This is a genomic window from Rhizobium anhuiense bv. trifolii (assembly GCF_024346605.1).
Classification (GTDB): Bacteria; Pseudomonadota; Alphaproteobacteria; order Rhizobiales; family Rhizobiaceae; genus Rhizobium; species Rhizobium anhuiense.
Genome location: NZ_CP098803.1, coordinates 3542271 through 3554231 on the forward strand (window position 1 = coordinate 3542271; position 11961 = coordinate 3554231).

The following is an 11961-nucleotide window of genomic DNA, read 5'->3' on the forward strand; positions in this document are numbered from 1 at the left end:
TCCGTCCTCGTATTGATCAAAAATTTCGTCGAGGGCCATAGCCCCTCATCCGCCTGCCGGCAACTTCTCCCCGCTCGCGGGGAGAAGGGAATACACAGCACCGTTTTCCCCAACCGCAAACCCCGCACAGGGCACGTCCCCTCTCCCCGCAAGCGGGGGTCCGAAGGACGGGTCGAGACCAGTGGCTCGACCCCGGCAAGGGTTAGGGTGAGGGGCAAGCCGCCTCTGATTGCCTATTAAGCTCTTTCGAAACCGCGCGCCACTTCCCAGTCGGTGATACGACGATCGTATTCTTCCTGCTCCCATTCGGCAGTACGGGTGTAATGGTCGATCACGTCGTCGCCGAAGGCTTTGCGCAGCATTGCCGATTCCGTCATCTCAATCGTGGCTGCGCGCAGCGTGCGCGGGATTTCGCGGACACCCTTGCCGCCATAGGCGTCGCCGACGAAGGGGGCTTCGAGCTCCAGCTTGTTCTCGATGCCGTCAATGCCGGCCGCAAGCAGCGCGGCGAAGGCGAGATAGGGATTGAGATCGGAGCCGCCGACGCGGCACTCGATACGGATTCCCTTGGTCTCCTCGCCGCAGAGCCGATAGCCGGCGGTACGGTTGTCCTTGCTCCAGATCGCCTTGGTCGGCGCAAAGGTACCGGCCATGAAGCGCTTGTAGGAGTTGATGTAGGGCGCCAGGAAATAGGTGATCTCGCTCGCATGGGCGAGAAGCCCGGCGACGTAATTGTGCATCAGCGGCGACATGCCATATTTGCCGGTATGGTCGAAGAAAAGCGGCTTCTCCTCCAGGCTCCAGAGCGACTGGTGGATGTGCGAGGAACTGCCGGCGGCGTTGTAGTTCCACTTGGCGAGGAATGTGATGGCCTTGCCCTTCGACCAGGCGATCTCCTTGCAGCCGTTCTTGATGATCGCGTGCCGGTCGGCCATGGCGAGCGCATCGGCGTAGCGCACGTTGATCTCTTCCTGGCCGGCCGAAGCCTCGCCCTTGGAGTTCTCGACCGGGATGCCGGCGCCTTGCAGCCCGGTGCGGATCGCCCGCATCACCTCTTCCTCCTTGGTGGTCTGGAAGATGTGGTAGTCCTCGTTATAGGCGCTGGCGAGCTTGAGGTTGCGGTAGCCCGAGGCCTGTGCCGCCTCATAGGTCTGGTCGAACAGGAAAAACTCGAGTTCGGAGGCCATATAGGCCTTCATGCCCATATCTTCGAGGCGCTTCACCTGCTTCTTCAGGATCGCGCGCGGCGAGTGGGCGACCTCCTCATGCGTATGATGGTCGAGCACGTCGCAGAGCACCAGCGCGGTGCCTTCGAGCCAGGGAATGCGGCGCAGCGTCGCCAGATCCGGCTTCATGGTGTAGTCGCCGTAACCCTTCTCCCAACTCGTCGCCTTGTAGCCGGAGACCGTCTCCATCTCCATGTCCGTGGCAATCAGGTAGTTGCAGCTGTGCGTTTCCTTCCAGGCGCTCTCGATGAAATACTCCGCCTGGAACCGCTTGCCCATCAGCCGGCCCTGCATGTCCACCTGGCAGGCCAGAACCGTGTCGATGCGCCCTTCGGCAACATCCTTCCTGAGATCGTCGATCGTGTAGCTGCTCATGATTGATCCGCCTGAATTGGGATTGAGAAAATCGGGGCAACGAAATCGCATACGCTCGGCCGGACCTCCCAGCCCGATGCCTTTTCGTTGAACCGGTGATGGGGCCGCAGGATGCGGCCCCGCCATTTGAGAGGGAAGCCTCGATGCTTACTTTTCGCCGCTCTCGCCGACCGCCGCTTCGGCGGCCGCGATCTCGGCCTGACGCTTTGCCACTTCGGCGCCGATCGGCGGCCCCTTGAAGCGCCGGCTTTCGAAGCCGAACCAGACGATCCCGGTGACCACGAGGAAGCCGACGGTGATATAGAGCGCCCATTCATTCGGAGGTTGAATGCCGAGAATGAAGATCAGGATCATCGCGATGATCGTCAGCACGGCAAAGAGCTTGAAGACGCCTTCGCCGAGATTCCACGGACCCATCTTGTCCCACTTCGATGTACCCCAGGCGAAGAGGCCGAGCGTGATCGGAATCGCGAAGGAGAAGAACAGGAAGATGACGGTGCACGAGACGACGATCGTGTAGACCGGCGTGTCGCCGATCGAAACGAGCGAAGAGCCCCAGACGAACAGGACCGATAAGATCGAGCCTGTCCAGATCGCAGCTACCGGCGTGCGGTACTGCGGGCTGACCTTCGACAATGCCTTCGATGCCGGCAGACCGCCGTCACGCGAGAAGGCGAAGATCATGCGAGAGACCGAGGTGACGGTCGCAAGACCGCACAGCCACTGGCTGACCAGGATGGCGAGGTAGAGAATGTCCTTGACGATCGGGTTGACCTGGCTGTCCATCGCCCAGAAGAACACGTTCCAGCCCTGCTTTGCCGCATCGTCCATGTTCGGCAGCATCAGGACGAAGGCGCACAGCATGATATAACCGAAAAGCGCCGACCACAGCACCGACGCGACCATGCCGCGCGGGACCGATTCAGCAGCCTTGACGGTCTCTTCCGACGTATGCGCGGAGGCGTCATAGCCGGTGATGGTGTAGATCGGCAGCAGCAGACCGAGCAGGAAGACCCAGGTACCCGAGGTGGAGGGCCAGACGTTACCGCCGACTTCGCCGGAATAATTGGCGAAGGTGAAGAGACGGCCGAATTCATACGAGGGTGCCGCGAGAAGGCAGACGACTGCCAGCGCAATCGAGCTCGCGAAGATGAGATAGCCCGAAAAGTCGGTCAGCTTCGCTGTCAGCCCGATGCCCATGTGGTTCACGAGCGCCTGCGCACCGGTGATGATGACGAGGAAGACGATGCGTACTACCGTCGAATCCGTCAGCCCGAGATAGGTGGTGCCGAAGGAGCCCATGAAGAAATAGTAGGTGCCGACATTGATGGCGCCGAGCACGGTGACGAGCCCGAGCAGGTTGAACCATGCGGTCAGCCAGCCGGTGAAGCGGTTGCCGAGGATCGAACCCCAGTGATAGAGCCCACCGGCCGTCGGATAGGCGGAGCTGATCTGCGCCATGGCAACGGCGAAGACCAGCGAGATGAAGCACCCGACCGGCCAGCCGATGCCGATGGCCGCTCCGCCGGCACCGGAGGTCGCCTGTGCCAGCGAATTGATGCCGCCGGACAGAATGCAGATGATGGAGAATGATACGGCAAAATTCGAGAACGAGCTCATGCGTCGTTCGAGTTCCTGGGCATAGCCCATGGAATGCAGGATGTGCACATCCTGCTTCTTGTCCAGTTCGGTATAATCCGACATGACTTCCCCCTGTTCACGATCGGCCGCGGGATTGCGGGCCGGTTCAGTGCCAATTGTCCGCGGCATTTGCGCCGTACAGACGTTCGCAGTTAGACTGCTCCCTCGGGTCTTTTTATTGGGCGTCCAGGCTTTGCTGGAGCAGCCCCTTTAGATAGTCGGCCATGACCCTTTGGCCGGCATCGTTTGCGATGAGATCGTTTCGGACCTCGATCATAACATTGCGAATCCCGTTCGAAAGCCCGTGCAGGATCAGCGTGTGGGTTACGCCATCCTCGGGTCCGTAAGGCTCGTTGCGTTCCGTCCTGAAGAGCGGTGCCTCAGCGGCAGCTTTCAGCATGCCGTCGGCCAGCCGACTGTCCTTGTCGTGCAATATGCCGAGTTCGACGGCCCGCTCGCGGCCGTGATAGACCGGCGTGAAACTGTGCATCGTCACGATGATGCTGTCTTGGCCCCGCGCCCGACGGTCACGGATCAATCCACGAACGGCATCGTGAAAAGGCACGTAGAGCGCCTCGGTGCGCGCCAGCCGCTCTTCCGCGGTCAAATCCTTGTTACCGGGAATGGCATAGATCTCGCTTGTCTCGGGCATCGCCCCCGGCGAGCTGGGTGGGCGGTTGCAATCATAGATCAACCGTGAAAACCGCTGATAGATGAGCGTCGCGTCAAGGGCGTCGGATAGGATGCGGGCAACCGCAAGTGCGCCTGGATCCCAAGCAATATGGCTGGAGAGCGCTTCACGCGAAAGACCGAGATCACCGAAACGTTCAGGAAGAGTGCTGGAGGCATGCTCACAGACGAAGAGCACCGGGCTCCCGCCACGGATGCGCTCGATCCCGACGCAGTCGCCGTCCGCTTCGCTGAGGATGTTCGGTCGAGCCAGCACCAAAAGCGCCACTCCTTATCCATTAATAAATTCTTATAAGAAAAGAATTCTTCAGGTTTCGATGACTGTCAAGCATCGACTGAAAATTTCTTTTCATGACAGTAGTTGACATGGATTATGACAGCGTTGTTAACTTTGAGTGGGAAAGTGGCGCCAGACCATCCCGGGGAGCATAGTTACGTGACAGTTGCGTCGAAGACGGTTTCGGACGTCATACATTCGCATTTGGGGGTGCTGACGCGCGCCGAGAAGCAGTTGGCCGAAAGCCTTCTCGACAATTATCCGGTTTCCGGTCTCGGCAGCATCACCACGATCGCCGAGAATGCCGGCGTCTCGACGCCGACCGTCGTGCGCATGGTGCAGAAACTCGGCTTCAAGGGCTATCCGGACTTTCAGGCGCATCTGCATCAGGAGGTCGAGGCGACGATCTCGAACCCCATCGCCAAGCACGATCGCTGGGCGCAGAACGCGCCGGGCACCCATATCCTCAATCGCTTTGCCGATGCCATCATGAGCAATCTGCGCCAGACGCTGACCGATCTCGACACCGCGACTTTCGACAGCGTCGCCTCGCTGCTCTCCGACCGCAAACGCGGCCTCTATTTCGTCGGCGGCCGCATCACCGGCGCGCTTGCCGAGTATTTCTTCACCCACATGCAGGTGATCCGGCCAGCAACGACGCTGCTGTCGTCGAATTCCAGCAGCTGGCCGCAATATGTCCTCAACATGAATGCCGGCGACATCCTGATCATCTTCGACATCCGCCGCTACGAGCAGGAAATGGTGAGCCTTGCCACCGCCGCCCGCAAACGCGGCGCCGAGATCGTCGTCTTCACCGACCAGTGGGGCTCGCCCGCGGCCAAGCTCGCCAGACATACCTTCCGCGTCCGGATCGAAGCGCCATCGGCCTGGGATTCCTCCGTCGTCACCCTGTTCATCGTCGAAGCGCTGATCGAGGCCGTTCAGAATTCGACCTGGGACGAGACGAAGGAGCGCATGAAGACGCTGGAAGGCCTGTTTGAGCAGACCAGGCTTTTCCGTAAACCGGGTTAGGAGGACAAGACTAAACAGAAGAAAGACAATGACGGATTTTCACGGAAACAGACCGCGCTGTCGCAAATAGAATATTTGTCGCAAAGGCCTGATATTCAGGGTGAAATGAACGTCATCCAAACGTCATACAAGCTTCATGTAAGCTCATTAACAGCATCGCCAGACACTGAAAACCCGAAGGAGAACAACAGTGATCTCTAACATTTCTCGACTGCTGTCGCTTTCTACTGCGATGATCGTGGCTTCGACCGCGATTGCCGCCGCTGAGCCGAGCGCTGAACTCATCGCCGCCGCCAAGAAGGAAGGCACCCTGACGACCATCGCACTTCCGCACGACTGGTGCGGCTACGGCGACGTCATTGCCGGCTTCAAGGCCAAATACGGTCTTGAGGTCAACGAACTGAACCCGGATGCCGGCTCCGGCGACGAAATCGAAGCGATCAAGGCCAACAAGGGCAATACCGGCCCGCAGGCTCCTGACGTCATCGACGTCGGCCTCTCCTTTGGCCCGTCCGCTAAGAAAGACGGCCTGATCCAGCCTTATAAGGTCTCTACCTGGGATTCCATCCCGGATACCGCCAAGGACGCCGAAGGCTATTGGTATGGCGACTATTACGGCGTTCTCTCGTTCCTCGTGAACAAGGATCTCGTCAAGGAATCGCCGGCCGATTGGCCCGATCTGAAAAAGAGCGACTACGCAAACAGCGTCGCGCTGGCAGGCGACCCGCGCACGGCCAACCAGGCTGTCCAGGGCGTCTATGCCGCCGGTCTTTCCGCATCTGGCGGTGACGCAGCCAAGGCAGGTGAAGAAGGTCTGAAGTTCTTCGCCGAGCTCAACAAGAACGGCAATTTCGTGCCGGTCGTCGGCAAGGCTGCTCCCTTCGCGCAGGGCTCCACGCCGATCATCGTCGCCTGGGACTACAACGCGATGTCCTGGGGCGAAGGCCTGAAGGGCAATCCTCCGTTCGAGGTTGTCGTTCCCAAGACCGGCGTCGTTGCCGGCGTTTACGTTCAGGCGATTTCTGCCTTCGCTCCGCACCCGAACGCTGCCAAGCTCTGGATGGAATACCTCTATTCCGACGAAGGTCAGCTCGGCTGGCTGAAGGGCTATTGCCACCCGATCCGCTTCAACGATCTTGCCAAGAACAACAAGATCCCGAAGGAATTGCTCGACAAGCTGCCGCCGGCAGCGGCCTACGAAAAGGCCGTCTTCCCGACGCTCGAAGAGCAGGCCGCCGGCAAGGAAGCCATCACCAAGAACTGGGATTCCGTCGTCGGCGCCAACGTCAAGTAATCTCTGCTCCTGCCTCCCCGCCGCAAGGCGGGGAGGTTTTGTTACTCCGACGCCCCAGGATGAGCTTTTCCATGAGCACCGTTTCTACGCCGATGGCGAGCAGTGCCCCCTTGATCAACAAAGACCGTGTGATCGACTGGCTGGGCATTGCACCCTTCATCATTTTCTCCCTGCTATTCCTGATCATCCCCACGCTCTATCTTGTGGCGGGCGCATTCCTGACGCCCGAGGGCGATTTCACGCTGAAGAATATCGGCGATCTCTTTACGCCATCGATCATGAGCGCTTACTGGATCAGTATCCGCGTCTCGGTCGCCTCCGCTCTCGGCGGCGCGCTGATCGGCTTCTTCCTCGCCTGGGCCGTCGTGCTCGGCGGCCTGCCCGCCTCCGTGCGCTCGACGCTGCTGACCTTCTCCGGCGTCGCCTCGAATTTCGCCGGCGTGCCGCTCGCCTTCGCCTTTCTCGCAACGCTCGGCCGTACCGGCCTTGTGACGATCTTCCTGCGCGAATGGTTCGGCTTCAATCTCTACGGCACCGGTTTCAACCTGCTGTCCTTCTTTGGCCTCACCATCACCTACATGTATTTCCAGATCCCGCTGATGGTGCTGATCCTGACGCCGGCCCTCGACGGCATGAAGAAGGAATGGCGCGAGGCATCGCAGATCCTCGGCGCCACCAACCGCCAATATTGGACGATGGTTGCCCTTCCGATCCTCTGGCCGAGCCTGCTTGGCACGACGCTGCTGCTTTTCGCCAATGCCTTCGGCGCCATCGCCACCGCCTTTGCGCTGACCGGCAGCTCGCTGAACATCGTGCCGATCCTGCTTTATGCGCAGATCCGCGGCGACGTTCTGCACAATGCCAACCTCGGCTACGCCATCGCGCTCGGCATGATCGTCATTACAGGCGTCTCCAACGTCCTTTATCTCATGCTGCGCATGCGCGCCGAACGGTGGCAGAAATGAAAGCTCAACGTCTTGGGGCCTGGATCGCCGTCATCCTGGGCGCATCCTATTTCGTCATTCCGTTGATCGGCACGATCGAATTTTCGCTGCGCATGCGCCGCGGCGAATACAGCCTCGATGCCTATGAGTCGGTCTTCTCAGACATTCAGTTCCGCGAGACCTTCGGCTATTCCATGCTGATGGCGTTATTCACCATCGTCTTCGGCATGCTGCTCGTCGTGCCGACGGCCTATTGGGTGCGGCTGCGCCTGCCGCAGATGCGTCCCGTCGTCGAATTCATCACGCTGCTGCCGCTTGTCATTCCGGCGATCGTCATCGTCTTCGGTTACCTCAGGATGTATAATTCGTCGTCCTACCTGCCCCTGACGGGTTCGACGACCGGCACCAACGCCCTGCTGGTCTTCTCCTATATCACGCTGTCCCTGCCCTACATGTACCGCGCCGTCGATACCGCCATGCGCGCCATCGACGTCCGCACGCTGACGGAAGCGGCCGAAAGTCTCGGCGCCCGCTGGACGACCATCATGTTCAGGTGCATTTTCCCCAACGTCATGAGCGGCGTGCTCTCCGGCGCCTTCATCACGCTGGCAATCGTCATGGGCGAATTCACCTTCGCCGCGCTGCTCAACCGTCCGGCTTTCGGTCCCTATCTGCAGCTCGTCGGTGCAAACAAGGCCTATGAGCCTTCGGCGCTCGCCGTCATCGCCTTCTCGATCACCTGGCTCAGCATGGGCCTGCTCAACCTCGTTTCCCGCTTCGGTAAAGCCCGCCCGGCAAAGGCTTAAGGTAACTGGCTCATGTCCTTTCTCACACTGACCAACATTCAGAAATCCTTCGGCCCGGTTCAGGTCGTCAAGAACTTCAACATGAACATCGAGAAGGGTGAGTTCATCTCCTTCCTCGGCCCGTCAGGCTGCGGCAAGACGACTGTTCTGCGCATGATCGCCGGCTTCGAGACACCGACCGGCGGCACGCTGACCATCAACGGCAAGGACCAGAGCGCCCTGAAGCCGAACCAGCGCAATATCGGTATGGTCTTCCAGGCCTATGCATTGTTCCCCAACATGACCGTGCACGACAATGTCGCCTTCGGCCTCAAGGTCGCCGGCGCGCCGAAGCCTGAGATTGACGCCCGCGTCAAGGAAATGCTCGGCCTGATCAAACTCGATCACCTGGCCGACCGCTTCCCCTATCAGCTATCGGGCGGCCAGCAGCAGCGTGTCGCCCTTGCCCGCGCGCTTGCCGTCAAGCCGCAGGTGCTGCTGCTCGACGAGCCGCTCTCCGCGCTCGACGCCAAGATCCGCGTGTCGCTGCGCGAGGAAATCCGCCAGATCCAGCAGCAGCTCGGCATCACCACGGTCTTCGTCACCCACGACCAGGAAGAAGCTCTGTCGATCTCCGACCGCATTGTCGTCATGAATGCCGGCAAGGCTGACCAGATCGGTTCGCCCTTCGAGATCTACAACACGCCGGCGACACGCTTCGTCGCCTCCTTCGTCGGCACGTTGAACCTCATCGAGGCCAAGGTCATCGACCCCGGCGCCAACCGCATCCAGATCGGCGATCAGGGCGTGACGCTCAAGCAGTCGGTCGCCGCCCACAAGGCTGGCGAAACCATTTCGCTGGCGCTGCGTCCGGAAGCCGGTTCCCTCTCTGACAACGTCAAAAGCGATACGGCGCTAACCGGCCAGGTCGTCTCGGCCCACTTCCTGGGATCGGTCATCCGCACCCGTATGAATGTCGGCGGCAACGTCATCTCCTTCGACATGTTCAACAGCCCGGGCATCACCCCGCCGCAGGCCGGCGAAACGGTGACGCTGCGCTTCATGGCGGCCGACCTGCTGATCATCCGCGACTGATTTCGCCGATACCGTTCACGCAAAAGGCGCCGCGAAACGGCGCCTTTTTCATTTCAGGCTGGCCGACACGTCAGCAATCGTGATGCTGTCATCACTGCAAAGCACTTGAACTCTCTCAACGCGATGCCAGAAGGTGAGCAAACCAAATGAGCCGCACCCCTCCGCTCGGTGTTTTACGCAATGGGATATGTCAATGATTACCTGCCACCTGCGTTATGTGATCGATCCGTACAAGCTTGCCGAATTCGAGGAATATGCCCGGCTCTGGATTCCGATCGTCAACAGGATGGGCGGCACCCATCACGGTTATTTCCTGCCATCCGAAGGCGCCAACGACATTGCCGTTGCCTTGTTTTCCTTCCCGAGCCTTGCCGCCTATGAGGACTATCGCACGCGCATGGCGAGTGATCCGGAATGTCAGGCCGCTTTCGAACTCGACAAACGCAACCGCAGTATCGTCAGCTATGAACGTAGCTTCATGCGGCCCGTGCTTGGCTGATCGAACTCTTGCACGCCAACGGGAAGTGAAAAGCCTCGCAACACGGGGCTTTTTCGTTCTATCATGCCCTCAGCGGATCGCCTGGTCGTCGACATCGAAGCGGTGGACACGCGCCTGATCCGGCGTCGCATAGAGGATCTCGTCGGGCTCGTACTGATGCTCGCCGAACAGGCGTGCCGTCAGCAGACCGCACTGGTCGGACTCCAGATAGATGATCGTATCGGCGCCGAGATGCTCGACATGCACGACCTTCGCCGCCCAACTCCCCTGCTCACGCGACAGCGTCATGTGTTCGGGCCGCACGCCGATCGTCTTGGCGCTGTGATCGCCGACCTTCTCGGCCGCGATGAAATTCATCTGCGGCGAGCCGATGAAGCCGGCGACGAAGACATTGGCCGGACGGTTGTAAAGCTCCATCGGCGAACCGATCTGTTCGATCGCGCCGGCATTCAACACGACGATCTTGTCGGCAAGCGTCATCGCCTCGACCTGGTCGTGGGTCACATAGATCATCGTCGCCTTCAGGCTGCGGTGCAGCCGGGCGATTTCGAGGCGGGTCTGGACGCGTAGCGCCGCATCGAGGTTCGACAACGGTTCGTCGAATAGGAAGAGTTCCGGTTCGCGCACGATGGCGCGGCCGATCGCGACACGCTGGCGCTGGCCGCCGGAGAGCTCGGCCGGCCGCCGCGCCAGATATGGCTCCAGCGACAGCATGCCGGATGCCTTGCTGACACGCTTTTCGATCTCGTCCTTTGCGGTGCCGGCCTGCTTGAGGCCGAGCCCCATATTGTCCTTGACCGTCAGATGCGGATAGAGCGCGTAGGACTGGAACACCATGGCGATTCCGCGCCTGGCCGGCGGCGTCAGCGTCTCGTCGCGGCCATTGATGACGACGGCGCCCGACGTGACGTCCTCGAGACCGGCAATGCTGCGCAGCAGCGTCGACTTCCCGCAGCCCGACGGACCGACGAAGATGACGAATTCACCGTCCTTGACTTCGAGGTCGATGCCTTTCAGCACTTCATGCGTGCCGTAGGTCTTGCGGATGGATTTGAGTTGAAGCGATCCCACTGTCTTTCCCTTACAATCTGACCGGCTGGCCGGTACGCACGCTCTCGTCGGCGGCAAGGCAGATGCGCAGCGATGCCACCGCATCCGCCATGTGGCGGTCGAGGTTCAGATCCTCGCGGATCGCCCTCAGCATGAAGGCCTGTTCCAGGTCACAGAGCGCCTGATGGCCGGGCTCGCCGGTCATCCTCATATCCTGGTCTGGCCGGATGAACTTGCCGTCCGCGCCGGTTTCGGCCGTGTGCAGACGGATCACGGAGATCTTGGTGTGCGTGTCGATATCGTCGGACTTGGCGTTCGGATCCATGACAATGGAAACCGCGCCCTTCGGCGACATCACGTCCTTCACGAAGAAGGCGGTCTCCGAGATCATCGGTCCCCAACCGGCTTCGTACCAGCCGACCGAACCGTCCTCGAACAGCACCTGCAGGTGACCGTAATTATACATGTCGGCGGCAATCTCGTCGGACATGCGCAGCCCCATGCCGCGCACCTCGACAGCCCTGGCATCAGTGATCTGGCACATGACGTCGACATAATGCACGCCGCAATCGACGATCGGCGAGGTGGTGCGCATCAGCGACTTGTGCGTCGCCCAGGTCGGGCCGCTGGACTGTTGATTGAGGTTCATGCGGAAGACGTAAGGCGGGCCGAGCTTGCGCGCCTCCTCGATCAGCTTCATCCAGGAAGGGTGATGGCGAAGAATATAACCGATCACCAGCTTGCGCCCGGCCTTCCCAGCCGCCGCGACCACGCGCTCGGCATCGGCGACGGTGGTCGCCAGCGGTTTTTCGACGAAGACGTCGCAGCCGGCCTCGAAGGCGGCGACGGCATAATCGGCATGGCTGTCGGAATAGGTGTTGATCGAGCAGAGGTCCGGCTTCAGCTCGGCGAGCGCCGTCATGAAGTCGGGATGGATCGTATAGCCCTGCAGCTCGGGCTCCAGCTTCGGCGTCGAGCGGTTGACGAGACCGACGATCTCGAAGCCTGGATTGTTGTGATAGGCGAGCGCATGGCTGCGGCCCATATTGCCGA

Annotated in this window: 11 protein-coding genes; 6 read left to right on the forward strand and 5 right to left on the reverse strand. The window is 60.5% G+C overall.

What is annotated here, in order from left to right:
* Nucleotides 1-236: 236 nt before the first annotated feature.
* The 3 genes from NE851_RS26210 to NE851_RS26220 form a co-directional block, all read right to left on the reverse strand.
* Nucleotides 237-1601 (reverse strand): glutamine synthetase family protein, encoded by a 1365-nt coding sequence (locus tag NE851_RS26210; protein ID WP_028755815.1) that lies wholly within the window; start codon nucleotides 1599-1601, stop codon nucleotides 237-239.
* 147 nt (nucleotides 1602-1748) lie between these two features.
* On the reverse strand, nucleotides 1749-3305 hold the full coding sequence (locus NE851_RS26215; RefSeq protein WP_028755814.1) for an amino acid permease: 1557 nt from the start codon (nucleotides 3303-3305) through the stop codon (nucleotides 1749-1751).
* 112 nt (nucleotides 3306-3417) lie between these two features.
* Nucleotides 3418-4191 carry an N-formylglutamate amidohydrolase gene (locus NE851_RS26220; RefSeq protein ID WP_028755813.1) on the reverse strand — a complete coding sequence of 258 codons (774 nt, stop codon included), beginning with the start codon at nucleotides 4189-4191 and terminating at the stop codon, nucleotides 3418-3420.
* Between the two features lie 177 nt (nucleotides 4192-4368).
* Between NE851_RS26220 and NE851_RS26225 the strand changes: the two genes are divergently transcribed.
* The 6 genes from NE851_RS26225 (at nucleotide 4369) to NE851_RS26250 (ending at nucleotide 9858) form a co-directional block, all read left to right on the forward strand.
* Complete coding sequence (locus NE851_RS26225) at nucleotides 4369-5241, forward strand: MurR/RpiR family transcriptional regulator (RefSeq protein ID WP_097542130.1); 873 nt, start codon at nucleotides 4369-4371, stop codon at nucleotides 5239-5241.
* A gap of 190 nt (nucleotides 5242-5431) precedes the next feature.
* Nucleotides 5432-6535 (forward strand): ABC transporter substrate-binding protein, encoded by a 1104-nt coding sequence (locus NE851_RS26230; protein WP_028755811.1) that lies wholly within the window; start codon nucleotides 5432-5434, stop codon nucleotides 6533-6535.
* Between the two features lie 71 nt (nucleotides 6536-6606).
* Nucleotides 6607-7500, forward strand: coding sequence for an ABC transporter permease (locus NE851_RS26235; protein WP_028755810.1), 894 nt, complete (start codon nucleotides 6607-6609; stop codon nucleotides 7498-7500).
* Nucleotides 7497-8285, forward strand: coding sequence for an ABC transporter permease (locus NE851_RS26240; RefSeq protein ID WP_029867940.1), 789 nt, complete (start codon nucleotides 7497-7499; stop codon nucleotides 8283-8285). Before NE851_RS26235 ends, NE851_RS26240 begins: the two co-directional genes overlap by 4 nt.
* Before the next feature lie 12 nt (nucleotides 8286-8297).
* Nucleotides 8298-9359 (forward strand): ABC transporter ATP-binding protein, encoded by a 1062-nt coding sequence (locus NE851_RS26245; RefSeq protein WP_028755809.1) that lies wholly within the window; start codon nucleotides 8298-8300, stop codon nucleotides 9357-9359.
* Nucleotides 9360-9552: 193 nt separating this feature from the next.
* Complete coding sequence (locus tag NE851_RS26250) at nucleotides 9553-9858, forward strand: NIPSNAP family protein (protein WP_028755808.1); 306 nt, start codon at nucleotides 9553-9555, stop codon at nucleotides 9856-9858.
* Between the two features lie 69 nt (nucleotides 9859-9927).
* On the opposite strand, the gene NE851_RS26255 is transcribed toward NE851_RS26250, so the two are convergent.
* Both NE851_RS26255 and NE851_RS26260 read right to left on the reverse strand, forming a co-directional pair.
* Entirely contained in the window at nucleotides 9928-10929 is a 1002-nt protein-coding gene (locus NE851_RS26255; RefSeq protein ID WP_127430208.1) for an ABC transporter ATP-binding protein, read from the reverse strand.
* 10 nt (nucleotides 10930-10939) lie between these two features.
* Nucleotides 10940-11953: a Gfo/Idh/MocA family protein gene (locus NE851_RS26260; RefSeq protein WP_438270079.1), complete on the reverse strand. Its 1014-nt coding sequence runs from the start codon at nucleotides 11951-11953 to the stop codon at nucleotides 10940-10942.
* Between the last annotated feature and the right edge of the window lie 8 nt (nucleotides 11954-11961).

Excerpts from the sequence above, each read along its gene's own strand:
- NE851_RS26210 (WP_028755815.1), bottom strand. The coding sequence starts at position 1,601 with ATGAGCAGCTACACGATCGACGATCTCAGGAAGGATGTTGCCGAAGGG.
- NE851_RS26215 (WP_028755814.1), bottom strand. The coding sequence starts at position 3,305 with ATGTCGGATTATACCGAACTGGACAAGAAGCAGGATGTGCACATCCTG.
- NE851_RS26235 (WP_028755810.1), top strand. The coding sequence starts at position 6,607 with ATGAGCACCGTTTCTACGCCGATGGCGAGCAGTGCCCCCTTGATCAAC.
- NE851_RS26240 (WP_029867940.1), top strand. The coding sequence starts at position 7,497 with ATGAAAGCTCAACGTCTTGGGGCCTGGATCGCCGTCATCCTGGGCGCA.
- NE851_RS26245 (WP_028755809.1), top strand. The coding sequence starts at position 8,298 with ATGTCCTTTCTCACACTGACCAACATTCAGAAATCCTTCGGCCCGGTT.
- NE851_RS26250 (WP_028755808.1), top strand. The coding sequence starts at position 9,553 with ATGATTACCTGCCACCTGCGTTATGTGATCGATCCGTACAAGCTTGCC.
- NE851_RS26260 (WP_438270079.1), bottom strand. The coding sequence starts at position 11,953 with ATGGGCCGCAGCCATGCGCTCGCCTATCACAACAATCCAGGCTTCGAG.